20 protein-coding genes are annotated in these 25,486 nt (G+C 70.9%); 9 read left to right on the top strand and 11 right to left on the bottom strand.

What is annotated here, in order from left to right; genetic code table 11:
- The first annotated feature begins 30 nt into the window (after positions 1-30).
- Positions 31-999, top strand: a complete 969-nt coding sequence (locus ACQP2X_RS27930) for an EamA family transporter (RefSeq protein ID WP_498686838.1) — start codon at positions 31-33, stop codon at positions 997-999.
- Positions 1,000-1,141: 142 nt separating this feature from the next.
- Here the strand turns inward: ACQP2X_RS27930 and ACQP2X_RS27925 are convergent, their stop codons facing one another.
- The 8 genes from ACQP2X_RS27925 to ACQP2X_RS27890 all read right to left on the bottom strand — a co-directional run bounded on the left by ACQP2X_RS27925 (position 1,142) and on the right by ACQP2X_RS27890 (position 7,314).
- Positions 1,142-1,378, bottom strand: coding sequence for a hypothetical protein (locus ACQP2X_RS27925; protein WP_498686836.1), 237 nt, complete (start codon positions 1,376-1,378; stop codon positions 1,142-1,144).
- Positions 1,379-1,927, bottom strand: coding sequence for a nucleoside/nucleotide kinase family protein (locus ACQP2X_RS27920; protein ID WP_498686835.1), 549 nt, complete (start codon positions 1,925-1,927; stop codon positions 1,379-1,381).
- A gap of 101 nt (positions 1,928-2,028) precedes the next feature.
- The gene (locus tag ACQP2X_RS27915) at positions 2,029-3,402 is read right to left on the bottom strand and encodes a TIGR03618 family F420-dependent PPOX class oxidoreductase (RefSeq protein ID WP_498686834.1); all 1,374 of its coding nucleotides are present in this window, start codon (positions 3,400-3,402) and stop codon (positions 2,029-2,031) included.
- Positions 3,399-4,310 (bottom strand): ABC transporter substrate-binding protein, encoded by a 912-nt coding sequence (locus tag ACQP2X_RS27910; RefSeq protein ID WP_498686832.1) that lies wholly within the window; start codon positions 4,308-4,310, stop codon positions 3,399-3,401. The genes ACQP2X_RS27915 and ACQP2X_RS27910 overlap by 4 nt, the downstream gene beginning before the upstream one ends.
- A complete protein-coding gene (locus tag ACQP2X_RS27905; RefSeq protein ID WP_498686831.1) occupies positions 4,307-5,056 on the bottom strand; it encodes an ABC transporter ATP-binding protein in 750 nt (249 codons plus the stop codon). The genes ACQP2X_RS27910 and ACQP2X_RS27905 overlap by 4 nt, the downstream gene beginning before the upstream one ends.
- On the bottom strand, positions 5,043-5,792 hold the full coding sequence (locus ACQP2X_RS27900) for an ABC transporter permease (protein WP_498686830.1): 750 nt from the start codon (positions 5,790-5,792) through the stop codon (positions 5,043-5,045). Before ACQP2X_RS27900 ends, ACQP2X_RS27905 begins: the two co-directional genes overlap by 14 nt.
- Positions 5,789-6,811, bottom strand: coding sequence for an ABC transporter substrate-binding protein (locus tag ACQP2X_RS27895; RefSeq protein ID WP_498686829.1), 1,023 nt, complete (start codon positions 6,809-6,811; stop codon positions 5,789-5,791). The genes ACQP2X_RS27900 and ACQP2X_RS27895 overlap by 4 nt, the downstream gene beginning before the upstream one ends.
- Before the next feature lie 143 nt (positions 6,812-6,954).
- Entirely contained in the window at positions 6,955-7,314 is a 360-nt protein-coding gene (locus tag ACQP2X_RS27890) for a DoxX family protein (protein ID WP_498686828.1), read from the bottom strand.
- 86 nt (positions 7,315-7,400) lie between these two features.
- Here ACQP2X_RS27890 and ACQP2X_RS27885 point away from each other — a divergent pair, with 86 nt between their 5' ends.
- Together ACQP2X_RS27885 and ACQP2X_RS27880 are read left to right on the top strand one after the other, a co-directional pair.
- The gene (locus ACQP2X_RS27885) at positions 7,401-7,913 is read left to right on the top strand and encodes a MarR family winged helix-turn-helix transcriptional regulator (RefSeq protein ID WP_498686827.1); all 513 of its coding nucleotides are present in this window, start codon (positions 7,401-7,403) and stop codon (positions 7,911-7,913) included.
- A gap of 77 nt (positions 7,914-7,990) precedes the next feature.
- Complete coding sequence (locus ACQP2X_RS27880) at positions 7,991-11,953, top strand: P-loop domain-containing protein (RefSeq protein ID WP_498686826.1); 3,963 nt, start codon at positions 7,991-7,993, stop codon at positions 11,951-11,953.
- Between the two features lie 7 nt (positions 11,954-11,960).
- Here the strand turns inward: ACQP2X_RS27880 and ACQP2X_RS27875 are convergent, their stop codons facing one another.
- The gene (locus ACQP2X_RS27875) at positions 11,961-13,073 is read right to left on the bottom strand and encodes a winged helix DNA-binding domain-containing protein (protein WP_498686825.1); all 1,113 of its coding nucleotides are present in this window, start codon (positions 13,071-13,073) and stop codon (positions 11,961-11,963) included.
- A gap of 1,037 nt (positions 13,074-14,110) precedes the next feature.
- Between ACQP2X_RS27875 and ACQP2X_RS27870 the strand changes: the two genes are divergently transcribed.
- On the top strand, positions 14,111-14,902 hold the full coding sequence (locus tag ACQP2X_RS27870) for a zinc ribbon domain-containing protein (protein ID WP_498686824.1): 792 nt from the start codon (positions 14,111-14,113) through the stop codon (positions 14,900-14,902).
- Positions 14,903-14,961: 59 nt separating this feature from the next.
- The gene (locus tag ACQP2X_RS27865; protein ID WP_498686822.1) at positions 14,962-15,777 is read left to right on the top strand and encodes a DedA family protein; all 816 of its coding nucleotides are present in this window, start codon (positions 14,962-14,964) and stop codon (positions 15,775-15,777) included.
- Positions 15,778-16,037: 260 nt separating this feature from the next.
- Here ACQP2X_RS27865 and ACQP2X_RS27860 read toward each other — a convergent pair whose 3' ends face one another.
- Positions 16,038-18,293, bottom strand: a complete 2,256-nt coding sequence (locus tag ACQP2X_RS27860) for a molybdopterin oxidoreductase family protein (protein WP_498686820.1) — start codon at positions 18,291-18,293, stop codon at positions 16,038-16,040.
- Positions 18,294-18,415: 122 nt separating this feature from the next.
- Here ACQP2X_RS27860 and ACQP2X_RS27855 point away from each other — a divergent pair, with 122 nt between their 5' ends.
- Positions 18,416-18,592 carry a hypothetical protein gene (locus ACQP2X_RS27855; RefSeq protein WP_498686818.1) on the top strand — a complete coding sequence of 59 codons (177 nt, stop codon included), beginning with the start codon at positions 18,416-18,418 and terminating at the stop codon, positions 18,590-18,592.
- Here ACQP2X_RS27855 and ACQP2X_RS27850 read toward each other — a convergent pair.
- A complete protein-coding gene (locus ACQP2X_RS27850) occupies positions 18,546-21,317 on the bottom strand; it encodes an FAD-binding and (Fe-S)-binding domain-containing protein (protein ID WP_498686816.1) in 2,772 nt (923 codons plus the stop codon). The genes ACQP2X_RS27855 and ACQP2X_RS27850 overlap by 47 nt on opposite strands.
- Positions 21,318-21,340: 23 nt before the next feature.
- Here ACQP2X_RS27850 and ACQP2X_RS27845 point away from each other — a divergent pair, with 23 nt between their 5' ends.
- From ACQP2X_RS27845 to ligA, 3 genes are all read left to right on the top strand, one after another.
- Entirely contained in the window at positions 21,341-22,024 is a 684-nt protein-coding gene (locus tag ACQP2X_RS27845; protein ID WP_498686814.1) for an SDR family NAD(P)-dependent oxidoreductase, read from the top strand.
- 130 nt (positions 22,025-22,154) lie between these two features.
- The gene (locus ACQP2X_RS27840; RefSeq protein ID WP_498686812.1) at positions 22,155-23,438 is read left to right on the top strand and encodes an ISL3 family transposase; all 1,284 of its coding nucleotides are present in this window, start codon (positions 22,155-22,157) and stop codon (positions 23,436-23,438) included.
- Positions 23,439-23,505: 67 nt separating this feature from the next.
- Positions 23,506-25,485: an NAD-dependent DNA ligase LigA gene (gene ligA / locus ACQP2X_RS27835; RefSeq protein WP_498686810.1), complete on the top strand. Its 1,980-nt coding sequence runs from the start codon at positions 23,506-23,508 to the stop codon at positions 25,483-25,485.
- Position 25,486 lies beyond the last annotated feature (1 nt).

Here is a 25,486-nt window from a genome sequence, read left to right as displayed (position 1 = left end):
AGCTCATGACGGCTATCAAGTGAGGGTGCCATGCGGTTCTCGGCCAAGTCCGTGGGTCTGGTCATCGCCGTGACCTCAGCGGTCTCGTTCGGAACGTCCGGCGCGTTCATCAAACCGCTGCTCGAGGCGGGCTGGTCGCCGGCGGCGGCGGTGACCGTCCGGGCCCTGACCGGCGGGGTGGTGCTGCTCCCGCTGCTGCTGATCTCGCTGCGCGGCCGGTGGTCGGCGCTGTGGCGCGGCCGGTGGCGGGTGCTGGGCATGGGCGTGATCGCGGTGGCGTTCACCCAGCTCGCGTACTTCGCGGCGATCTCACGGATCCCGGTCTCGACGGCGCTGCTGATCGAATATCTGGCGCCGCTGCTGCTGGTGCTGTTCACGTGGGCGACCACGAGGCGTACACCCCGCCCGATGGTGTTGCTCGGCTCGGTCCTGGCGATCGGCGGCCTGGTGCTGGTGATCGGGCCGGGAGCGTTGCAGGCGGTGGACGCGTGGGGGCTGGTCCTGGCCTTCGCGGCGGCGATCGGCTGCGCGGTTTACTTCGTGGTGGCGGCGCGGCCCAACGACGGGCTGCCGCCGGTGGCGCTGGCGTCGTCGGGCCTGATCCTGGGCAGCGTCACCCTGGCCGTGGCGTCGGCGGTGGGCCTGCTCCCGTTCGTGACGGTGGCGACGGACGTCAAGGTGGTGAACTCGACCGCGCCGTGGTGGCTGCCGCTGCTGGTGGTGGCGATCGTGGGGACGGCTATCGCGTACGCCACGGGAATCGCCGGATCGGCCCGGCTGGGCTCCCGACTGGCGTCGTTCGTGGGGCTGCTCGAGGTGGTGTTCGCCTCGGTGTTCGCGTGGCTGGTGCTGGGAGAGTCGCTGAGCCCGCTCCAACTGCTGGGCGGCGTCCTCATCCTGGCCGGCATCGCCTCGATCCCGTCCGAGCAGCCGGCGGTTTCGCCTGTCCCGGCGGCGACACCCGCTGTTCCTCGGACTCCGGTCGTCGCGGCGGACTGAAGCGGCCCTCCGCGTCAGCGCCGTTCACCTGCCAGCCGGCCGCCCGCAGGTTTAGTCAGGGCGAGGCCTGTCCCGTCGCTGTTGCCGACGATGAACTCATCGGAATCGAAGTAAGCACATCGGGGCTCTCGAAGCGTCCTTCTCAAGCGGTAATACCGGCCCTCGTGCGCGACGGGCCATAGACGTCGAGCGGGCCGAGCGCGTCGGCGATGAAGAGCGCGTCGAAACGGCCCCGCTCCAGGATCCGCGCGGTGTCGACCCAGTAGGACAGGTCCCGGTAGCGGTGCGCCTGGCTGTCCGGATGCCGCCACAGCCCGATCGCGGTGTGCCCGACCGTCGACTGCCGCAGCCCGTTGAGCCGGATCCGTTGCTCGCTCATCTACTGTCCCTCGCTGCCGTCGATGATCAGATCGGCCCGCCCGCGCACGTCGTCGGTGCCGTAGAAGTCGTCCTCCTGGCGCGCCCAGCGCTCCCAGTGCGGCTCGTAGGTGGCGCCGTCGCGAGCCAGGGCCCGCTCCCGGCGCAGCGCGTCCGGGACTTCGATCCAGACCAGACCGCTGAGGTACGGCTTCAGCACGCGCGCGCCGCAGCCCACACCTTCCACCACGAGGCTGTCCGTGCGCGGCACCTCGTGCCACGCGTCGCCGTAGCGGTCGGCGGCCCAGTCCCAGCTCCGCCACCGCACCGGCCGTCCGCCGGCGAGTGGTTCGAGCACCCAGTCGTGCAGTGCCGTGACCCCGCCGCGCAGGCCGTCCCATCCCGGATAGAGGTCGTCCATCCGGATCAGCGGCGCGCCGAGCGCTCCTGCCAGCTTCCGTGCCAGCTCGGTCTTGCCCGCGCCGGACCGCCCTTCAACGGCCACGACCCGCGTGCCGCCCGCCACCGAGGGCAGCTGGCGAGCCCACTCCACGACCGCGGCCGCGTCCATCTCCGCGTCCGTCCTTTGGCGCGCGCAGCTCTCCGCGCCGTCCGCCTCCCGACCTGTGCTTCGGCGCGCGCCATTTCCGGCGCTGTCCGCCTCCCGGCCCGTCATAGCTGGTCGACGACGCGGTCGGGCACGATCCGTAGGACCACGCGGTCGGCTTCCTCGGCGGGGTCGCCTATGACGTGATCCCGGCCGGTGTAGCGGCGGGCGAGCTCGTTCACCAGCGCCGCACCACCTTCGCCGACGACCGTGGCCCGGCCACGGATCTCGACGTAGCGGGTAGGCCGCTGCCGGTCGTAGACCAGCACGGTGACCCGCGAGTCCCGGCGGATGTTGCGAACCTTGCGGCGGCCGTCCTTGGTTGCCATGACCAGATTGTCCCCGTCACGCCCCACCCACATGACGCTGAGCTGCGACGATCCATCCGGCTCAGCCGTGGCCAGCACCGCGAACTCAGGCCGATCGATCAGCTCCCGAACAGCACCACTCAACCGCACGGCCCCGCTCGGGGTGATGGAATAGCTCGGCCGCGGGGTGTCGCTTGGCCGCGCGGTGTTGCCGGGCCGCTCGGTGGGCTCGGGGCCGACGGTGAGGGGGAGGGACGGGTCGGCGGACCACTCCTCCAGTGAGCCGTCGTAGAGGGCCACGTCGTTGCGGCCGGCTACGGCCAGGGCGAGTGCCAAACCGGCGGCTGAGATGCCGCCGCCGCAGTAGAGCCATAGCGGGCGGGGGTCGTTCAGCAATTCGCTCAGTACGGGCTTGAGCTGGGCGGGTGGGAGCAGGCGGCCGTCGGGGGCGTTCAGCAGGCGGGCGGGGAGGTTGCCGCTTCCGGGCAGGTGGCCGCGCCGGGAGTAGCGGGTGGGGACCTCGCCGCGGAACGCCTCCGGGTTGAGCGCGCACTGCACCGAGGCCTCGGTGTCGCCGGCGAGCCAGGTCTCCAGGTCGGCCCGCGTGATCCAGCGCCCGTCCTTCGGCCGCGGGGTGAGCCCACCCGCCCTCGCGGTGGTGGCCGGGGCGGACTGCGCAGTGGCCGGGGCGGGCTCGATGTGGGCTGTGGCGGTGGTTGAGGCGATCGGGAAGCCGGCGGCCTGCCAAGCGGGTAGGCCGCCGTCCAAGACCTGGGTGGGGATTCCTATCCAGTCGAGGAGGTACCAGAGGCGGGCGGCCCATATGCCGCCGGCGCGGTCGTACACGACTACGGAAGTGTTGTCGGTCAAACCCAAGTCGGACAGGGCGTCGGCCAAAGCCTCGGGGGTGGGACGGGCGAAGTGGTAGGGGGCCCGGGCGTCGCTGAAAGTGGTCAGCAAGTCGGCGTGGTGGGAGCCGGGGATGTGCGCCTTCTGCCAGCCTGACCAGCCCGATCTCGCCCTGTGGTCGCCGTCGAATTCGGCTGCGGGGAGGTCTACCGTGGCGTCGAGGATGAGGGGGCTGTCGTCCCGTACGGCCAGTTCCTCCGCTGTGATCAGCGGGCCCGTCATCTCGGCACCGTCCGGGGGATCTCGGTGATCGCGGAGCGCCAGTCGAACGTGGGTGGGAGGATGCCGGCGGCGGCCAGCCAGTCGGTGTACGGGTTCATCAGCTCGGGGCGGATCTCGCCCCATCGGCCCTCGTGCCACCACGTCGGGGCGATCAGTTCCAGGGAGCGGGCCAGCAGCGCCCGGGGGAAGTACGGGATGACGTGGTCGAGGATGCGCAACGTCTCCGCCGGGTTGTCCGTGGCGGCCCGGTAACCGCGCTCCGTGACCTCCAGGAACGTGGCCACCAGGTCGTCGCGGCCGTCCAGCGCGGGGCCCGTTCCCAGCAGGTAGCTGTGGTACGGCGGCGCGCCGATCTCGTCGACCGGCCACACGATGCGCTGGTCCTCCGGCAGGTTCGCCATCAGCGCGTCCCACGCCCAGTAGCCGCCGAAGGTGGCGTCCACCTCGCCGGCCGCTATGTCGTCGGCGCTCAGCTCCCGGTGGCCGCTGTCCACCAGGTGGACCAGGGACGGGTTTCCGCCGTCGGCCGCCACCAGGTGGTTCACCATCGCCACGCCGCGAGGGGTGGGATTCAGGGCCAGGCGTTTGCCCTCCAGGTCGCGGGGGCGGGTGATGCCCCGGCCCTTTACCGTCTGGATGGTCTCCATGGCCTGATGGTTGATCGATGCCACCCCGCGCACCGGCTGGCCGGCCGCCCGGCGTACCAGGAGCCTGTTCGTCGGGAAGACGCCGAAGTGGACCTCGCCCCTTGCCAGGTGCTCCAGGGTGTCGCCGCGCAGGGCGTCGAAGACGGTCAGCTCCACGTCCAGGCCGGCGTCGGCGTACCAGCCCTCGCGGCTCGCCACGTAGAAGCCGGCGGCGTTCGTCCACGGGTGGAAGTACTCGAGCATCACGCGCAGGTGGGTCATCGGGGACTCGCAGTCAACAGGTCGGTCAGCCGGCGGCGCAGGCGGATGAAGGTGGGATCGTCGACGACCTCGTCGCGACGCGGGCGGTCGAAGGGCACCTCGACACGTTCCAGGACCGTGGCCGGGCGGCGCGTGAAGACGTACACGCTGTCGGAGAGCAACAAAGCCTCCTCGATGCTGTGCGTCACGAACAGGATCGAGCGGCGGTTCTGCTCCCAGATGTCGAGCAGCCAACGGTGCATCTCGGCCCGCAGCATGGCGTCGAGGGCGCTGAACGGCTCGTCCAGGCAGATGAGCTCCCGATCGGCCAGCAGCGCCCGCAGGAACGCGACCCGCTGCTGCATGCCACCCGACAGCTGATGGGGGTACGACTTGGCGAAGCCCTCCAGGCCGACCTTGCCCAGCCACTCCCGGGCCAGACCACGAGCTTCTTTCTTTCGTACGCCTCCAAGCTCGCGAGCGAGCACGACGTTGTCCTCGATCGTGCGCCAGGGCATGAGCGCCGGCGCCTGCGGCATATATCCGATCAGGCCGCGGCGGCCGACGGCGTCCTCACCACCGATGGTGATCTTCCCGGAGGTCGGCTTGAGCAGGCCGCCGACCAGGTGGAACAGCGTGCTCTTGCCGCTGCCCGAAGGGCCGACGATGGAGACGAACTCGCCGGGTAAGACTTTAAGCGAAATATCCGATAAAACGGGCAGAGAGTCGAAGCTGTGCGACAGGTCGGACACTTCAAGAGCGGCCACTGGACCTCCCCCTGATCGTGAGCTTCTCGGCCAGGCGGACCAGGCCGAAGATGGCGAGGGCGAGCACCACGATGATCGCGATGGCCACGAAGAGCCGGTCGGCCCGGAACGCCGACTTCTGGGCGATCATGTAGCGGCCGATTCCCTCCTCGCTGCCCAGCCACTCGGCGATGATCGCGCCGAGCACGCTGTAGGTGGCGGCGATCTTCAGGCCGGAGAACATGGCCGGCAGCGCGGCCGGCCACTGGAGCTTGGTGAACAGTTGCCGGCGGTTGGCCCCGCTCATCAGCATGTAGTCGTTGATCGCGGCGTCGCTGCGGCCGAGCCCGTCGAGCGTGGCCACCGCGACCGGGAAGAAGCAGACCAGCACGATCACGACGAGCTTGGGGGCGATGCCGAACCCGAGCCAGACCACCAGCAGCGGGGCGATCGCGATGGTCGGCACGTTCTGGCTGATGACGAGAAGCGGGTAGACGGCCGCCCGTACACCCGGAATCAGATGAAGCAGAACCGCCACGAGCAAGCCGGTGGCCACACCGGCGGCGAATCCGAGCAGGGTGAGCTCAGTCGTGGCGAGCGTGTGGGTGGCCAGGACGTCCCGTTGGTCGACGAACGCGTCCCCGATGTCCTTGGGGCTCGGCAGCAGCCACGACTCGATGCCCGAGACGCTCGTGTAGACCTGCCAGAGGATCAGGAGCCCGGCGACGGTGAGGGTGGGAGGGAGCCAGCGCCTCATGCCGAGGGGAGGAAGTCGTTGGTGAAGGCCTTGGTCGCGTCGACCTGCTTGGTGAGGACCTTCTGGTCGTACAGCCACTGGGCGAAATCGGTCCAGACGGCCGGCTTCTGCTCACCCCAGCGGGCGGCGTCGTCCTTGTACTTGGGGCTGAGCCACTCCTGGCTCTTGGTGACGAGGTCCTTGTCCAGGTCGGGGGCGGCCTTGAGCAGGATGGCGGCGGCGTCGGCCGGGTTGTCGGCGGCGTAGCCGTAACCCTGGGAGGTGGCGGCCAGGAACGACTTCACCACGTCCGGATTCGACGAGATCTGCTTCTCGCTGGTGATCAGGATCGGGGTGTAGAAGTCGAGGACGGGGGAGTAGTCCTTGACGTACTGGATGTTGACCGGCTCGTTGCGCAGTTCGGCCTCGATGCCCGTCCAGCCGTAGAAGATCCACTCGAGGTCGATCCCCTTCTTGGTGGCCGCGAAGAAGTCGGCCTCGCCCACGTTGACGACCTTGACCTTGGACGGGTCGCCGCCGTCGGCCTTGACGATCGTCTTGAGCAGTGGTTCCTCGACCGGGCCGCCGTATCCGCCGTACGTCTTGCCGGCGTACTGCGACGGGCGGGTGAGGTTGCGGTCCTTCGGCGAGCCGAAGCCGGACGTGTTGTGCTGGATGATCGCGGCGATCGAGACGATCGGGGCGTCCTCGGCGCGGGCCTGGGTCAGTGCCTCCTGGGCGCTGATCGCGAACTCGAGCTTGCCCGCCGCGACCAGCGCCGACGGGTCGGTGTCGCCGGGCTGCACGATCTCGACGTCCAGGCCGTTGGCGGCGAAGTAGCCCTTGGCCTGGGCCACGTAGAGGCCGGTGTGGTTGGTGTTCGGCGTCCAGTCGAGGGAGACCTTGACCTTCTGCAGCGACGTGCCGCTCGACGACGCGGCCGGCTCGTCGTCCTTCGCTCCGCAGGCGGCCGCGGCGAGCGCCACGGAGGCGGCACCGAACAAGGACAGGGCGCGACGGCGGGTGATCGGGCTGTGCATGGCTATCAGGTCTCCACCGGGTGTCGGTATACAGGCGTATGCAGATCGGACGCCGGAAACCTACGCCGGTTGATCATCCGGCAGAAGATCTACGTGATCCGCATTACACCTGTTTCCCACATGCTAGACCTGCTAAGTAGGAATTAGAACCGCCCGGCGGCGACGATGACGGCCAGGATCAGCAGCACCGCGTTGGCCGCCGCCATCTGCGGCTCCCTGCGGCGCAGGTGCACCACGATCGCCCCGATCATTACTACGGCCAGGCCGACGGCGGCCAGCGGCGTCAGCACCGGCGCGATGTCGAGCGCCCAGGGCAGGATCAGCCCGATCGCGGCCAGCACCTCCACGGCGCCGATCAGCTTGATCGCACCGGCCGGCCAGTCGCTCGCCCAGCCCATGCCCGAGGCGACCAGCTTCTCCTTCGGCTGGAGCAGCTTCATCACGCCGGCGCCCAGGAACGCGACCGCGAGCACGGCCGCGACGATCCACAGAAAGACGTTCACGAGAGTCCCTTCAGTTAAAGCGTGAACTGAACCGTAGGGCCTCATGACTTCAACATGCAAGTCATGGGATGGCTATGCTCATGGTCATGGGAGAACCGCCGGAGCCGCGCTGGCTCGACGACGAGGAGAGCCGGACGTGGTTCGCGATCGGCACGCTGCTGACCCGGCTGCCCGCCGCCCTCGACGCGCAGTTGCAGCGTGACGCCGGGCTGAACCACTTCGAATATCAGGTGCTGGCCGGCCTCTCCATGTCCGAGGGGCGCACCCTGCGGATGAGCGTGCTGGCCGAGTTCGCCGAGGGCTCCCTGCCCCGCCTCTCCCAGGTCGTGAGCCGCCTCGAGAAACGGGGCTGGATCCGCCGCCACCCCGACCCGGCCGACGGCCGCTACACGCTGGCCACCCTGACCGACGAGGGCTGGGACAAGGTGGTGGCCACCGCTCCGGGTCACGTCGAGGAGGTCCGCCGGCTGGTCTTCGACCCGCTGACCAAGGCCCAGCAGCGCCAGCTCCGCGCGGCCAGCGACCGCATCTCCCACGCGGTCGACCCCGACGGGCCGTGCCCGGCGAGCGTCCTCAGGCCCAAAGGGGAACCGGCCTGACCCGTTCGGCCGAGGGATGCCGCGCACGGCGTTGATATACGTGTCGTGGTAGCCCAGCGTGCCGAAGAGGTGACTGCGTGACGGAACCTACGATCTCCGACAGCCGCGGCGTCCAGGTGGGCACCGGCAACCACCAGACCAACTTCTTCGGCGCGGAGGGCGTCGCGGTCCGCCCCGAGGCGCTGCTCGAACACGCGCGCGAGCTAGCGCCGGAGGTGCTGGAGGGCCGGGACGCGGAACTGGCCGAGCTGCGGGACTTCTGCTTCGGCGACGAGCCGTACGTGTGGTGGGAGGGCGAGCCGTGGTCGGGAAAGACCGCGCTGCTCGCGACATTCGTCCTTAACCCGCCGGACGGCGTCGACGTCCTGCACTTCTTCATCCGCGCCGGTCAGTCGTACTGGAACGACAGCACGGCGTTCGAGACGATCCTGCGCGCCCAGCTGATCACCCATCTGTCGGCGACCGCGTCCGGTGTCAGCGAACCGGCCCTGCTGCATCTCGAGCGGGCCGCGCTGCTCACCGAGGCGCTCGACCGGGCGCAGGCCGCCGGGCGGCGGCTGGTGCTGGTCGTGGACGGCATCGACGAGGATCAGAGCCGTAGCCGGGCCACGCAACTGCCGAGCATCGTGCGGCTCCTCCCGGCCATCTCACATCCGGCGCTGCGGGTCGTCCTCGCCGGCCGCCACCAGTTCAACCTTCCGGCCGACGTCTTCGATCATCCGGCCCTGACCTGCCCGCGGCGCCGGCTGGCCCCGTCGGCCCAGGCCGCGGTCCTGCACCGGGCGGCGCGGCTGGAACTCATCACGCTGCTGGACAGCGGCTCGCTCGCGCCGGACGTGCTCGGCTTCGTCGTGGCCTCCGAGGGCGACATCAGCATGGACGAGATCGCGGAGCTCGTCGACACCGAGGCGATCAGAGTGGAGGAGGCCGTCGTCAACGTGGGTGTCCGCACCCTGGTGGTGACCGTTCGCCCGGACGGCGGCCAGGCCTTCGCGTTCAGCCACGAATCGCTGCGGCAGCAGGCCAGCGACGCGCTCGGCGAGGCCCGGATCGCCCGCTATCGAGGGCGGATCGGCGACTGGTCCGGCTCCTACCGGGAACGCCGGTGGCCCGCCGAGACCCCGTTCTTTCTTCTCGCCCGCCACGGGAAGCTGCTCGCCGACCGGGGCGAGCTCGAACCGCTCACCGAGCTCGCCCTCGACGCCGGCCGGCGCGCCCGCATGCGGTGGCGGCTGGGCGGTGACGGGCCGGCCCTGGCCGAGATCGCCGCCGGCCAGAACCTCTGGTGCCAGGTGCGCGAACCGGATCTCGACAGCGCCGCCCGGCTGGCCCGGGCCAGATGGGAGCTGACGTCACCCAACCTGCACATGCCGTCGAAGCTCGCGGCCGTGTGGGCCCTGCTCGGCCGTCCCGAGCGGGCCTCGGCGTTGGTGGACGCGCTCGAGCCGAGCCCGCAGCGAGCCGAGATGCAGCAGTCGATCGTGAGGGCCCTGCTGGAAGCACGCCGATTCGACGCGGCCGCCTTCGAGGCGTACAGGATGGAGGACGCCGGACGAGCGTGGGCCATGCTGGAGGTGGCCCTCGCGACCCTCGCGGCCGGCTTCGAGGAGAAGGCCGACCTGCTGATCGAGATGGCATTCCAGACGTGCGAGGAGGGACCGGAGGTCGTCATCCGGTACTGCCGGAAACGGGGGTTCGCCTTCGCCCTGACGATCGGGCACCCGGAGGCCCGGGACGGCGCTCTCTACCAGGTCGTGGAGGGGCTGGCCGAGGACGGCCGGGTGGCCGCCGCCGAGGAGGTCGCCGGCGCGATCGTGGACGAGAATCTGCGGGCGATGGCCCACCTGGCCATCGCCGACGCGGACGGGCGCCCGCTGAGCCCGGACCTCCACCGTCACGTCCTGGCCATCGCCGCCGCGGCACCGCACGTCAGCGAGGACGTGCTGGCGAGCGCGGCCCGCTGCCTCGCACGCGCCGGCCGGCACGACGACGCCCGTGAGGCGCTGTCGCTCATGCGCGGTCCCGTCGAGGATTGCGGAACGGTCTTGAAGATCTACGTGGACGGCGAGGCGTTCGACGCGGCGGAGGAACTGGCCCGCGCCCTCGGCCGTCGCGGCCTTCTCGTGACCCTCTGCGATCTGCTGGCCGATGCGGGATGGACCGGCCGGGCCCTCGATCTCGCCGGCACGCTGACCGACTCCGGCGACCGGGTCCGGACGCTGGGAATGATCGGAGCGAAGCTCATCGTCCTCGGCGACCCGCGAGGACGGCGGATCGTCGAGGACGCCGAGCGCATGGCCGCTCGTGCCGGCGACGAGAGCCAGGTGCGGCTCGCGATCGTCGTCGGGCGCACCGCCGATCGTGCGCTGATCGAGCGATCCCTGCGACTCGTGCCGGAAGGGCGGCTCGCTTCGGTGGTCTCGAACATCGCCCTCGGCGGCCACGAACCGGCCACCATGCTCGGCGCCGAACTGCTCGACGATCCGGCAGAGCAGGCGGAGGTCGCATTGACCCTCGGTGAGATCGCCGTACGGGAGAAAAGGCCACAGGTGGCCCGGCGTGCGGCCCTGTACGCGGCGAACCGGCGGCTCACCGGCACCGAGTACGACATCGACGAACCCGACTTCGACCCGGACGACGTGGACCCCGAGGACCTCGACGGCGCCGCCGAACTGCTCGCACGGGCCGCGTGGATCCTCGCCGCCGCCAGCGATGTCACCGAGGCCCTGCGGGTCGCTGAGATGGCCGAGACCGCCTCCCGGGCGACGATCGATCCCGATCACGAGGAAGGGGACCGGGCACTGCTCGCTCTCGCCCGGGCCGAGCTCGGCGACTTCACCGAGGCGGAGAGTCTCGCCCGCCGCCTCGACGACGACATCCGGGCCGAAGTGCTCGGCCACACGGCGGTGCTCGCCGCGGAGAACGGCGCCGGCGAGATCGCGGCCCGGCTCGCCGAACAGGTGCAGGGCGACGTCCTGCAAGAAGTCACGCGGGTGCTGACCCGTGGCGGTGACCTCGCCCTGGCCGCGCGTGTGGCCGGACGGGCGGCCAGCTCCGATGCCCGCGTGGCGGCCCTGGCCACCCTCGCCCGGGGATATCTGGACGACGGTGACGCCGACCATGCCGATCGGCTCGTCGCCGGTGCGACGGCGATGATCCAGCCCACGCAGGACGTTCAGCTCGCCGAGACCGCGGCGGCGCTGGCGGCGGTCGCGGTCGCCGCCGGCCACGTCGGCCGGGTTCCGTTCATCGAGCAACGTCTGCCCCACAGCTGGCAGCGCGCGGTCTTCCGCGCCGAGTTGGTGTCACTGACCGTGCCCGACGGCGCCATGTCGGCGGCCGACGGCGCCGCTCAGGCCCGGACCGCCGCCGGTCTCGCCGCCACGATCACCGCGCCGTGGCCGGCCTGCACGGCCCACAGCCGGCTGATCACCGCGTGGGCGGCGCTCGGCGACGCCGAGATGGTCGAGCGTTCGGTCGGGGCCGCCGTCGCCGTTGCCCGGGCCGGCGGTGAGGACGCCGCGTTCATGCTTCCCGAGCCCCTCCTGCTCGGCATCGACGCCTTCCTGCGGCTGGGCCGGGCCGAACGCGCCGAGCAACTGGCCGGCGAGGATCCCGGCCTGAGCCAGGGCTGCTGGGCCCACCTGGCGCAACGCCTGGCCGAGCACGGCCACCTCGACGCCGCGCTGCGCGTCGCCGAGTCGATCACGCTGCCCGGCCCGCGCCGCGAACGCTGGAACCTGCTGGCCCCGGCCGAGAGCGACTATCGCGACGACGCCCTGGCCCGGGTGGTCGCGGTGATGGCGGAGACGGGCGGGCGCCCCGACGAGGCGCTGAAGGTCGTGGAGCGCATCACCGGGCCCACCGGCCGGAGCCAGGCGCTCACCACCCTCGCGATCGGCTGCCACCGGAACGGCCGCCCCAAACGGGCGAGGCAGCTCATGGCGGCCGCCCTCGCGCAGGGCGACTGGCTGATACCCGTGCGCGGCCTGCTCGCCGTCGCGCCGGAGGTCGCCCGCGGAGTCGCCACCGCCGGCTGAATCGCGGTCACGCGTGCGGACCGGCGGTCACCTTACCGACGGTCAGGGTCGCCGAGACGTCCAGGATGCGGCCCAGCGATGCCACCTGATCGTCCAGGTCGGCCAACCGGGCGCGGCTCAGCGTGTCCAAGGGCTCGACGGTGACGGCGAGGCGGCGGCCGGAACGGCGGGAGTGCCAGACGCCCGCGGCGAGGCCGTCGATCAGCAGGAGGGGGTAGTTGCCGGCCTGGCCCCGGTTGAGAGCTCGGGTGGCGGCGCGACCGGGGAAGATGCGGTCTCGCGGGTGCGACCCGACGCCGTACGCGTCGAAATAAGGCAGGAGGCGCACGCCGCCGCCGTCGGCCGGAGGGAAGGATTCGTCGCCCGGCACGACGAAGCCCTCCTCAAGCTCGGTCATGCCGGTGAACCGGGCGGCCATCCAGGCCGGGGGAGCGCCCAGCCACCGCGCCATATGGGCCGGCGTGGCCGGTCCGTACGACTGGAGGTAGTGCTGGACCAGCGCCTGGACGGCTTCGCCGGGCGGCATGGGGCGGAAACCCGGGATCCAGAGCGAGGGGCTCGTGTACGTGACGTTGCGGCCCCGGGGCAGGCCGAAGCACAGCACCCCGCGGTCGGCGGCGGTCGCGACGGCCTGGCGCCACCGGGCCCAGAACGTCTGGAAGGCCGGCATCACCGGATCGCCGGCCCACGAGCCCACCCGCGCCACGATCTCGGTGGTGAGCTCGTCCACGGTCAGACCGTCGGGCGCCGAGCGCAGCGCTTCGTCGGCAGCGCCAACGACCTGGTCGGTCTGCGCGGCGGACATGCGGACGCCGGCGGCGAACGGGCTCCGCTCCGCGGGCAGCGCCGACCGTGCGCCCGCCCACATGGCCAGGTCGGCCGACGGCAGCAGATGGACCGTTCCGCGCGGTCCGAACGTCTTGACCAGGGTCTTCTCCTCGGTCAGGGCCCGCCGCACGCTCGCCTGGGTCCCTCCTTCGACCCGCATGGCCACCGACACCTCGGCCGCGCTCTGGATCTGACAGTGGGCGCCACATATGCCGGCGACCGCCTCCGCGGGCGACGAGGCCGGTCCGATCAGATGGTGCCGCCGGAGCCGGCGCGCGATGATGGCGTCCATGCCGTCGACGGTAGAGCCGATTGCGGCCGGTCTTTGACCTGATCGTCGAGCGAGGCCTGAGAGTCGAGTGGTAGCTGTTCGATGCAATGGTTGTGGATCGATTCGTGGTCGCCATTGGCCGCGTGAGGGGATAGGCTCACCTTCGAACAGATGTTCGGTCGGGTGGGGGTGCGAGATGGCGGAAACCGGCTCCGTCCGCCGTACCCGTGGCAAGTCCAAGCAGGCGAACTGGCGGCGCGCGAAGGATGCGTCGGCGGCGGTGATTCGGCTCGAGGTCGACACGACCGACGCCTGCACCCGTCGGCGTATCGAGAAGCTGTTCGCCGCGACGTGGCAGTTGCGGCGGGCGTTGCAGAGGCAAGCCCGGTCGTGGGTGGACGCGTACTGGTCTGCGCACCGGTTGCGGGCCGCGCAGGACGGCCCGAAGCAGGCACGGGCGCTGTTCGGCTTGTCGCGCACCGGGTTGGCGCGGGCCGCGGCCGCGCATGTCGACCGGTCGCGCTGGCTGGGCCGGCACCTGAGCAAAGCCATCGCGTTGCATCTTGCGGACGAGGTGTGGCAGAGCGTCAACCGTCACCTGTTCGTCGATAGCGCCGGTACTCGGCATGGACGGCCGAGGGTCGGCTCGTGGTGGACGTCGACCCGGATTCCCGGCCGGGCCCGCTCACACACAAAGGCCAACACCTGGGAGACGTTTCGTCTGATCGGGTCCTTGGCCGCCTACCGTGCTGCCTTTGTGAGGCGGCGGCCGTCCGCGTTCGCGGTGCCGCAACGGCCACCGGGCCTGCGGGGCTGGTGGGCTTATGAAGGTCCGCTTACCGTGGTGTTTCCCGGCGCCGGCCCGAGGCCGGACCTGGTCCTGCCGGTCCGGCTGCCGCAAGGCACGGCGAAACAGCCACGTCTCGAGTGGTTTCTTGGCCGTCCGCAGCTATGGCACAAGATCGACCTGGTCCGGGTGGAAGACCCGAAAGCCGATGGCGGATGGCGTTACTACGCCCACTTGATGATCCTCGAGCGAGGGTGGAGTAGCCCGGCAGGTGCCGATCCCGCTCGGACCGCGGGTCGCCAACGCGGCCGGGATACCGAGACAAGCTTACCGGCACGACCAGCTCTCCGACGTCTATCATCGTCGCAGGGCCGAGAATGCAGCGGCAGGCCGTTCGCGCACGCAGGCGAAACGCGCTCGGGCACAGCAGATCGCCCGCGCGATCATCGCCGAGCACGGGCCCAGGCTGGTCGTCGAACACACCAACATCCGTGCCTGGGCGGCGATGTGGGGCCGCGGGATAGCGCTGTTCTCACCTGGCATGCTCATCGCCGCGTTGAAACTCGAATGTGCCGCGACCGGCGGTCAGTTGCTCCGAGCGAGGACCTGGCAAACGGCACTGTCGCAGCAATGTCCGTGCGGCGCTCGGGCGAACAAGCCCCTCTGCCAGCGGGTGCACCGCTGCACGGCATGCGGGCTGGTCGGCGATCGGGACCAAGTCGCCGCGGCGATGGCCGCGTGCGTCGAGCTGACCGATCCGCACCAGCCGGCCACGGCGCGGATCAACGAAGACTTCCGGGCTGCGTTCGCCGCCCGGGTGGCAAGAGCAGGGCTGCAAGAGGCCCTGGCGAGGTCAACCGCGACCACCGGCACGCCCCCACCGGCGCCGGCAGGTACGGCAGCTCCCCGGCAACGGGCAGCCTCTGCCGAGCGAACACGAGTCGTCACCACCGGCCCAACAGCAACCCCCGATGAGACTCCGCACCAGCGGCGACCACGCGGGACCGCCAAGGCCAGGAGACTGCACACCGAACACGGCGAACAATCACGACTCAACTCTTAGGGGTTATCTCGGGGTAACGCCCGGAGGCTCCGGGGCGGCCCGGACGGCAGGCTGAATTCGTGCTCACCGATCTCGCGAACGCCGCCACCGCCTTCGTCGACTGGCTGTCCACTCTCGACCAGTGGACGGTGCTGCTGTTCACGTTCCTGTCCTCCGGTGTCGAGATGACGTTCCTGGCCGGGCTGCTCGTGCCGGGCGAGTCGGTGGTCATGCTGGCCGGTTCGCTTCCGCAGGGTCCCGCCGGCTTCGCCGCCGTGCTCGTCGTGGGCACGCTGGGCGCCCTGGCCGGGCAGTCCCTGGGGTACGCGGTGGGCCGCGTCTTCGGTCCACGGCTGCGGGCCACGCGCCTCGGCCGCCGCATCGGCGAGGACCGGTTCGACCGGGCCGAGGCCTACCTGCGTGACAAGGGCGCCCCGGCGCTGGTGGCGGTGCGGTTCGTGGCCGTCATCCACGCCGTCGTGCCGATCGTGGCCGGTGTCGTGGGCATGCCGTTCCGGCGCTTCCTGCTCTGGTCGGCCATCGGGACCACGCTGTGGGTGGGCGCGTTCGCGGGGGTGGGCGCGCTCACCGCCGGCGCCGACGCGACCGGCGGCCTGGGCCTGGTGCTGACCGCGATCGGCGCGACGTGCCTGGGCGTGGTCCCGTTCGCCGGCCGGCTGGTGCGCCGGGTCTCAGCCGGCTACTACCAGCGCCTGCGGGGCGGCCTGCTTCATGCGGGTCCGCAGCCAGGCCAGCTGGACCGCCGTCTCACCCTCGCTGTCGCCCACGACGCCGAGCAGTTCCCGGTCCCGGGCCCCGTACGCGGCCTGGCCGATCACCGTCCAGCAGATGTCGCACTCGGACGCCATCAGATAGAGGTCCTGCAGGTCGCGTAGGAGCCCGATGCCACCCTCGCGGGTGCCCGTGAACAGCGTCGAGTGGAGGCGGTCCGGTTCCCGGGGCGCCTCCTCGGCGTACCTCTCGGCAAACGGCCGCAACCGATCCGCCTGGGTCTCGCAGATCGTGGCCTGCCGAGCGCACAGGTGCTCGATGTCCGGCTCGTCGCGGTGTGCGGCGGCGACCTCCCGGAAGGCGCCGGCCAGGTTGACCTGCGAACGGTGCAGCAGCCCCAGATAGTGCGCGAGATGCATGGCGGTCAGCCCCTCGGCTCGACGCGGACGGCCGCCACCTTGAACAGCGGCTGTTTGGAGACGGGATCCCACGCGGTCATCGTGAGCTCGTTGGCCGCCTGGGGACCGTAGTGGAAAGGAACGAAGACCGTTCCCGGCCGTACGCCGGTGAGCCGCACCGGGACCACGATCTCGCCCCGGGGTGACGTGACGGCGACCTGGTCGCCCTCGGCCACACCCAGCCGCGCGGCGTCGTCGGGATGCAGCTCGATCCAGGGGCCGGGGGCGGCCGCGTTGAGCTCGGGGGCACGGGCGGTCTTGGTCCGCGTGTGGAAGTGGTAGACGGTCCGCCCGGTCGTCAGCGCCAGCGGATAGTCGTCGCCGGGCGTCTCGGGGGAAGGCTGAAAGTCCACGGCGTGCAGGAACGCCCGGTTTCCCGGCTGCTTGGCCTTGTAGTCGCCGGCCGTAAACTCGGCGCCCGTGTTCAGGTCATGGCCGTACGACTCGCAGTAGTCCGGATCGGTGTTGAAGACACCGTCCGCGTAGAGCCGTTCCGTACCCACCGGCCACTGGATGCCGCCCGCCCGTAACGCCTCGTAGGTGATGCCCGTGTAGTCGCACGGCCGCCCCGCCGAGCACTTCTTCCACGCCTCGAAGACCTCCTCCGGCGACGTCCACGGGATCAGCGGCCGGCCGTCGCGGTCGCGGAAGTCCATGCGGCGCGCGTAGTCGAGGAAGATGTCGAGGTCGGAACGGGCCTCGCCGGGCGGGTCGACGGCCTTCTCCGACAGGTGCACGGTCCGGTCGGCGTTGGTGAAGGTGCCCAGCTTCTCACCCCACGTCGCGGCGGGCAGGACGACATCGGCCAGCTCGGCCGTCTCGGTCAGGAACAGGTCCTGTACGACGACGAACAGCTCCGGCCTCGCCAGGATGCGCCGGATCCGCGCGAGATCGGGCAGCGAGACGGCCGGATTGGTGGCGCTGATCCAGAGCAGCTCGATCGACCCCTGCTCGGCGTACCGCCAGATCTGCATGGCGTGCGTGGGCGGCGACCAGTGCGGGATGGTCATCGCGTCGACGTTCCACAGCTCGGCCAGCTCGCGGATGTGCGCCGGGTTGTCCCAGTAGCGAAAGCCCGGCAGGTCGCCGTCGCCGCCGGCCTCACGGGTGTTCTCGGCCGTCGGCTGCCCGTTCATCTGGAGCACTCCGGCGCCCGACTTGCCGATCATCCCCCGGATCAGGTGCAGGTTGTTGACCCCGCAGGCGGCCGCCGTAGCCTGGTTGGACTGGTAGAACCCTTGCAGCACGGTGGAAAGCAGCCTCTCCGAGGTGCCCAGCAGTTCGGCCGCGGCTTCCACATCTCTGGGATCCACGCCGCAAATCTCGGACACGCGACTCGGCGTGTAGGCCTCGACGGTCTTCGCCAGCTCCTCGAAACCGATCGTGCGATCCCGGGTGTACGAGGTGTCGTACCACCCGTGGTGAATGATCTGCCGAAGCAGCCCGTTGACCAGTGCGACATTGGTGCCGGGCCGCACCGCCAGGTGAATGTCGGCCTCCTTGGCGACCGGGGTCCGGCGAGGGTCGACGGCCAGCATCCGCGGCGGATTCGGCCCGCGCCGCCGGTCGAGCATCCGCATCCACAGCACGGTCTGCGTCGCGGCCACGTTGTGCCCCCACAGGGCGATCGCGTCGCAGTGGTCCACATCGCCGTAGGAGCCCGGCTGCCCGTCCGTGCCGAAACTGGCCTTGAGCGCCGCGGCCGCGGTGGCCGTGCACAGCCGGGTGTTCCCGTCCATGTGCGGCGTGCCCAGGCCGGCCTTGCCGATCACCCCGAGCGCGTAGTACTCCTCCAGGAAGAGCTGCCCGCTCGTGTAGAACCCGAACTTCCCCCACCCGCCGGGCCCACGGGCCAGCTCCCGCGACCGGGCGACGACCCGCCCCATGGCGGTCTCCCAGTCGGTCTCGACGAGCCGGCCACCGTCCCGCACAAGAGGCCGGGTGAGCCGGTCGGCGCTGTTGTTGGCCTGCCACCCGTACAGATCCTTCGGATCGAGCCGCCCCCGGTTGACCCGATCCTCAGCCCGGCCCCGAACCCCCACGATCCGCTCACCGGCGACGGCGATGTCCATCGCGTCCCCGTTCGAGTGCAGAATCGAGGCCGACGGCACCCACCGCGCCACCGCGTCCACGGTGACGTGCTCATCGACCCGTACCGGCCATTCGCGCCCTGGCCCATAGGGCGTCCGCACACCCCACGGATCCAAGATCCGATCATCCATGAACCGCCGGATACCCCGGCCGGTCCGGCTTAGTCGTAACCTTCCGTGGTGACCAGCTGGGATCGGGCCTTCCACGCGTACGGCCCGGCAGGTGGCGGCCGAGAGCTGCTGGACATGCTCCGGTGTGCGCCGCGCTCGCCCCCGCCTCGCGCGACGACGAGGCGGCCATCGAGGTGCTGCGGTCCGCCTTGCTCGATCCGGCCGCGCTCGACCGCGCCTTCGGCGACACGCGCCTGCACCAGCTGCCCCGCCTCAACCTCGCCGTCGCCGGGGCTCTCTCCGGGCTTCAGGCGTGGTGACGGCGTCCAGCAGCTCGATCAAGTGGTGGTAGGGATGGCCGGTGGCCCGGGTGAGGCCGATCTCGCAGGTGCGGTTCACCGAGGCGTGAGCGGTGTGATCGGCGGCGATCACCGTTCTCGCCTCGGCTGCGGTGGCCGAGGCGGTCAGCTCGGGGTGCAGCATTCCCCGGTCGCCGGCGAAAGCGCAGCACTGCCAGCCCTCCGGCACCTCGACGCGGTCGGCTATGGCTGTGGCTATCCGGGTGATCGGCCCGTCGAGGCCCAACCGGACGGATGAGCAGGTGGGGTGCAAGGCCAGTGACGGGAGCCGGCGCACGATGGTGAGGCTCGGCAGGATCCGGTCGGCGGTGAAGGCGACCGCGTCGACCACCGGTGCCTCGCCCGCGAGGCGGAGCAGGCCCTCGGTGCAGGAGGCCGCGTCCACGACGATCGGGACCCGGGTGCCGTCGACGGCCGCGCGCACGCGGTCGCGCATCACCTCGTAGCCGTCGGTGAGGCCCTTGGACGACCACGGCGTGCCGCAGCACAGGTCGCCGATGCCCTCGGGGACGTGCAGGCGGACGCCGGCCCGCTCGGCCAGCGCGAGCATGGCCGCCATCACGCCCGGGCTGCCGGGTGCCGGGGCGAACATGGTGTTGAGGCACGACGGCAGATAGACGGCGTCGGCGCCGGCCGCGGGCTTCGCCCGTCGGCGGGCGCCTCCGCGGGGCAGGTCGCGGCTCCAGCCGGGGATGCTTGCGACTGTACGGGCGGCGCGGGTGGCCTTTTCCGGAAGCGCAGCCGGAATGACGGCGGCGGTGTCGAGGGCCAGGTTCATGGCTCGCGTCGTGGCGTCCCAATGGCGGGCGGCGGTGCTCCAGGCCTTCTGGGCGGCGCGGCCGTGAGAGAGAGCCCGCAGGCGCTTGGTCAGGTCGCCGGTGTTGATCAGCACAGGGCACGCCGTGGCGCACATGCCGTCGACGGCGCAGGTGTCGACCGCGTCGTAGCGGTATTCGGCTTCGAGCTCGCGGGCCAGGTCGGTGCGGCCGTCGGCGTGGGCGGCGGCGATCTCGCGGCGCAGCACGATGCGCTGCCGGGGTGTGGTGGTCAGGTCGCGGCTGGGGCAGACCGGTTCGCAGTAGCCGCATTCGACGCAGCGGTCGACTTCGGGTTCGACGGTGACGACGGGCTTGAGGTGGCGCAGGTGGGCCTGGGGGTCCTCGGTGAGCAGCACGCCGGGGTTGAGGGTGCCGGCCGGGTCGCAGAGCCGTTTGACCTCGCGCATCACCTCGTACAGCTCGTCGCCGAACTGGCGGCGCACGAACGGGGCCATCACCCGGCCGGTGCCGTGCTCGGCCTTGAGGGTGCCGCCGCGGGCCAGGACGGCGGTGACCATGTCCTCGGTGAAGTCGGCGTAGCGCTGGACCTGGTCGCCGGCGCCGAACCGTTCGTTGAGCATGAAGTGCAGGTTGCCGTCCTTGGCGTGGCCGAAGATGACGCTGCGCTCGTAGTCGTAGCGGGTGAACAGCTCGTCGAGGTCGTCGCAGAGTCCGGCCAGGGCGGGCACCGGCACGGCGACGTCTTCGAGCAGGGCGACGCTGCCGGTGGGCCGGTTGCCGGCGACCGTGGCGTACAGGCCCTTGCGGATGTGCCAGAGCGCGGCCCGCCCGGCCGGGTCGCGGCTGAGCCGGGCGCCGGGGAACAGCCGGCGCGCCTGCTCTTCGCGCTCGTCCAGGGCGGCCGGGTCCGGCTCCTGCCACTCCACCAGGAGGGCGGCCTGGCGGTCGACAGCCAGGTGACGCAGCGCCTCGTCGGCGCCGGGGTCCAGCTGAGCGACGCGCAGCGATTCCGCGTCGAGCAGTTCGACGGCGGCCGGACCGGCGGCGACCAGGCCGGGCATGGCGTCCATGGCCTCGTGCAGGCTGGGGAACAGGACCAGCCCGGTGGTGGCGGCCGGGTGCACGGGGACGGTGCGGAAGACGGCCTCGGCGACGAAACCGAGGGTGCCCTCGCTGCCGATGATCAGGTGGGCGAGGAGTTCGGCCGGGCGGTCGTGGTCGAGGAAGCTGTTGAGGCCGTACCCCATGGTGTTCTTCATGGCGTACTGCTCGCCGATCCGGCGTACGGAATCGGCGTTGGCCCGCACCCGATCGCGCAGCCGCGGCAGGCCCTCGGCGAGGTGTGGTTCGAGGGCGCGCAGGCGTTCGTCGGCATCGGGGGCGGCGGTGTCGATGATGGTGCCGCTGGGCAGCACGACGGTCATCGATTCCAGGGTGCGGTAGGTGTTGGCGTGGGTGCCGCAGGTCATGCCGCTGGAGTTGTTGGCGATGACGCCACCGACGGTGCAGGCCGATTCGCTGGCCGGGTCGGGGCCGAGCTTGCGGCCGTATGGGGCCAGGCGCGCGTTGACCTGGCGCAGCACCGCGCCGGGCTGGACCCGGACGCGCTCGCCGTTGTCGAGGACTTCGATGGCGCGGAAGTGACGCCGTACATCAGCAAGCAGTTGATCTGTGCCGGCCTGCCCGCTGAGGCTGGTGCCGCCCGAGCGGAACGTCACGCCCAGACCGAGACCGGCGGCCGTCCGGACGAGCGCGGCGACCTGATCGGCGTCGCGGGGAACGAGAACAGCCTGCGGGGTGAGCAGGTAGTGGGAGGCGTCGTGGGCCATGCCGAGCCGGTCGGTGGCACGGCTGCGGACGGTTCCCGGAGCGGCCCGGTCCAGCGCCGCCAGGACACGATCGACCATGTTCGGGATGCTATATCGGATCCATGAGCAACGAACGCATCGCCGTCATCACCGGTGGCCGCAGCGGTCTGGGCGCCGCGGCCGCCGCCAGGCTGACCGCCGACGGGGTCCGGGTGATCACCCTCGACCTGGCCGGCGGGGCCGACCTGCGCGTCGACGTCAGCGACTCGGCGGCCGTCCACGCGGCCGCGGCCGAGATCGGCCCGGTCGACATTCTGATCAACTCGGCCGGCGTCGTCGGCCCGAACGCGCCGCTGTGGGAGATCGACCGGGCCGGGTGGGACCGGACCTTCGCGGTCAACGTGCACGGCACCTTCAACACCTGCCACGCCTTCGTGCCCGGCATGCGGGAGCGCGGCTGGGGCCGGATCGTCAACATCGCCAGCATGGCCGGCAAGGACGGCAACCCGAACATGTCGCCTTACTCGGCCTCCAAGGCGGCGGTCATCGCGCTGACCAAGTCGCTCGGCAAGGAGCTGGCCACCAGCGGGGTGCTGGCCAATGCCATCGCGCCGGCCGTGATCGAGACCCCGATGAACGCCGACACCAGCCCTGAGGCGCTGGCCCACATCACCGGCCTGATCCCGATGAAGCGGGTGGGCCGCCCCGAGGAGGTGGCCGAGCTGATCGCCTGGCTCGTCTCCGACAAGGTCAGCTTCTCGACGGGCGCCGTCTACGACATTAGCGGCGGCCGCGCCACGTACTGACGCGGCCGGGAAAATGTGGTTCTACTGACGCTTGTGTGGGTGGTTTCAGGCAGTAACGACAGCGCACGCCGTTGTCCCGCTTAGGTTCTGGCTTGTCGAAGGTCAGAACGGTAGATAGCGGGACAACGGCGTGCGTAATACCAGGGTATGGGCTCGGCTGCTCGGACTTCGGAAAGCAGTCGTTGAGCGTGTCGAGTTCGACGAGCAGCAGGACATCCTCGTTGCGGCGGTCCGTCCGGCTCGAGGTCAGCGACGCCGGTGCGGGCTGTGCCGGCGCCGGTGTCCTGGCTATGACCAGGGCTCGGGCCGGCGTCGGTGGCGGGCATTGGACCTGGGCACGACCGTCGCCTACGTCGAAGCGGACGCGCCGCGAGTCTCGTGTCCGGAGCATGGCGTGGTGGTCGCCGCGGTGCCCTGGGCTCGGCACGGGGCCGGGCACACCCTCAGCTTCGACCAGAGCGTGGCCTGGCTCGCCACGACCTGCGCCAAGAGCGCTGTCACCCAGTTGATGCGGATCGCCTGGCGCACCGTCGGCGCGGTCATCAGCCGGGTCTGGGCCGACACCGAGCGGCAGGTCGATCTACTCGACGGACTGAAACGTATCGGCGTCGACGAGATCTCCTACCGCAAAGGCTATAAATACCTGACCGTGGTCGTCGACCACGACACCGGTCGCCTGGTCTGGGCCGCGCCCGGCGCGGACAAGGCAGCCCTGGCCGCCTTCTTCACCCGGCTCGGGCCCGAGCGCTGCGCGGCGATCACCCACATCTCCAGTGACGCCGCCGGCTGGATCCGCGAAGCCGTCACGGAACACTGCCCGCGAGCGATCCGCTGCGCGGACCCGTTCCACGTGGTCGCCTGGGCCACCGATGCCCTCGACGAACAACGCCGCACCGTGTGGAACCAAGCCCGTGGCCACGCACGGGGCACTACCCGCGCCAACAACCGCAACCACCGCCCGCGCGGTGACGTGAAAACCCTTAAACGCGCCCGCTGGGCGCTCTGGAAGAACCCCGAAAACCTAACCGAACGCCAGCACGAACAGTTGGCCTGGATCGCTAAGACCCACCCCGCCCTGCACCGCGCTTGGGCGTTGAAAGAAGGACTGCGCACCGTCTTCGCGATCGCCCACCGCGATCCCGGCGAAGCAGTCGAAGCCCTCGACCGGTGGATCAGCTGGGCACGCCGCTGCCGGCTTGCTCAGTTCGTCAAACTCGCCCGAAGCATCACCCGTGACCGCGACGCGATCATCGCGACCATCACCAACCGGCTGTCCAACGCCCTGGTCGAATCAACGAACACCAAGATCCGGCTCATCATCCGCCGAGGCTTCGGCTTCCACTCAGCCCACGCGATCATCGCCCTGGCCATGCTCACCCTCGGCGGTCACCGACCAGAGCTACCTGACCGATGACCCCGAAACCACCCACACATCGATCACAAGAGCCGAAAATGTCGTACCCGGGACGTAGGTTGTCGGCATGACGGAGACCGCCCTCAGCGAAGCCGACTTCGCCGCTGCTGTCGAGCAGGCGCAGACCGCCGCCAAGTCGTATTACGACACCGGTGACGTGCTGATGACCGACGCCGACTACGACGCGCTGCTCGACCGGATCACCGCGGCCAAGCGGGCGCATCCCGAGTGGGACGACCGCGGGGTCACCACGCGGGTCGCGGCGGGGGTGTCCGGTGGTGGCGACGTCCGCCATCCGGAGCCGATGATGTCGCTCGGCAAGGTCACCGGTGAGGACGAGGTGCGGGCGTTCGTCGCGAGCCTCGGCGGTGATCCCTGCCTGGTCGAGGTCAAGCTCGACGGGCTGGCGATCCGGGTCGCCTACGAGTCGGGGCGCCTGGTCCTGGCCGCGCTGCGCGGTGACGGCAGCACCGGTGAAAATGTCACCGGCCAGGTGCTGCGGGGCATCGCCGGGCTGCCGGGGCGGCTCGACAGTGCGTGGACGGGTGAGATCCGCGGTGAGGTCTACATGACCGTCGCCGACTTCGAGGCGGCCAGCGCCAACCGGGTGGCCGCCGGCGGCAAGGCCTTCATCAACTCGCGCGGGGCGGTGGCCGGGTCGATCCGGGCCGCCGATCGCAACTATGAGGCGCCGATGACTTTCGCGGCGTACGACATCTCCGGCGATTTCGCCTCTCACCAGGAACGCATGGCGCGCGCCGTCGAGCTCGGCTTCCAGGTCGCCGGGCGGCTGGCCACCGGTGAGGTCCAGGTCGCCGGGGACGCGGAGGCCGCGCTGGCCGCCGTCGCGCGCATCGGTGAGCTGCGCCGGGGCCTGGAGTTCCCGATCGACGGGGCGGTGCTGACGGCCGATCTCGAGGCGACACGGCGGCGGCTCGGTTCCGGCAGCCGTACGCCGTACTGGGCGGCCGCCTTCAAATATCCGGCCGACACGGGCTCCACCGTGCTGCGCGACATCGAGGTGCGGGTCGGGCGTACGGGGCGCATCTCGCTGCGGGCCGTGCTCGACCCGGTCTTCGTCGACGGCACCACGATCACCTACGCCACGCTGCACAACCCGAAATTCGTCGAGGAGCAGGGCCTGGCCATCGGGCAGACCGTGGCCGTGTGGCGGGCCGGCGACGTCATCCCGCGGGTCACCGCGCCCATCGGCGAGCAGCCGCACGGCCTCACCCCGTGGGCGCCGCCCGAGACGTGCCCGCAGTGCGGCGAGCCCTGGGACAAGTCGAGCTTGCTCTGGCGCTGCCACACCGCCTCGTGCAGCGCCACCAACGCGCTGGAATATTGGTGCAGCCGCGAGGCCATGGACGTCGAGGGCGCGGGCGAGGCGCTCTGCGTCGCCCTGGTCAACGCCGGGCTCGCGACCGACGTGGCCGATCTCTATTCGCTCACCGAGGAGCAGCTGGCCGAGCTGCCGGTCGGCAACACCAAGGCCGGTGGTGTGGTACTGCTCGGCAAGCTGAACGCGGCCAAGGTCGTCGCGTCGCTCGAGCACAGCAAGTCCCAGCCGTTCAACCGGGTCATCACCGGTTTGGGCATCCGGATGACCGGCCGCAGCGTCGGCCGGTGGCTGGCCGCCCGCTTCAAGACCATGGAGGCGCTGCGCGCGGCCACGGTCGAGGAGATCGCCGAGATCGACAAGATGGGCCTGATCAAGGCGCAGCACGTCGTCGACGGCCTCACCGCCATGTCCGGCGTCATCGACCGCCTGGCCGCGGCCGGCGTCACCATGAGCGTCCCCGAGACCGAGGGCGAGAAACCCTTCGAGGGCCGGACGTACGTGGTCAGCGGCAGCGTCCCGGGCTACACGCGCACCACGGTCAGCGAGCGCATCGAGCAGCTCGGCGGCCGGGCCAGCGGCAGCGTCTCGGCCACCACGACGGCGCTGGTCACGTCCGAGACCACGACGGCCAAGGCCACCAAGGCCGCCAAGCTGGGCATCCCGATCATCGACCCGGCCGAGTTCGCCCAGATGCTGGCCGGCTGAC

The organism is Actinoplanes sp. CA-131856 (assembly GCF_050956135.1).
GTDB lineage: Bacteria > Actinomycetota > Actinomycetes > Mycobacteriales > Micromonosporaceae > Actinoplanes.
The sequence above is the reverse complement of the archived record's forward strand: the minus strand, read 5'-3'. Positions and strand labels throughout refer to the sequence as shown.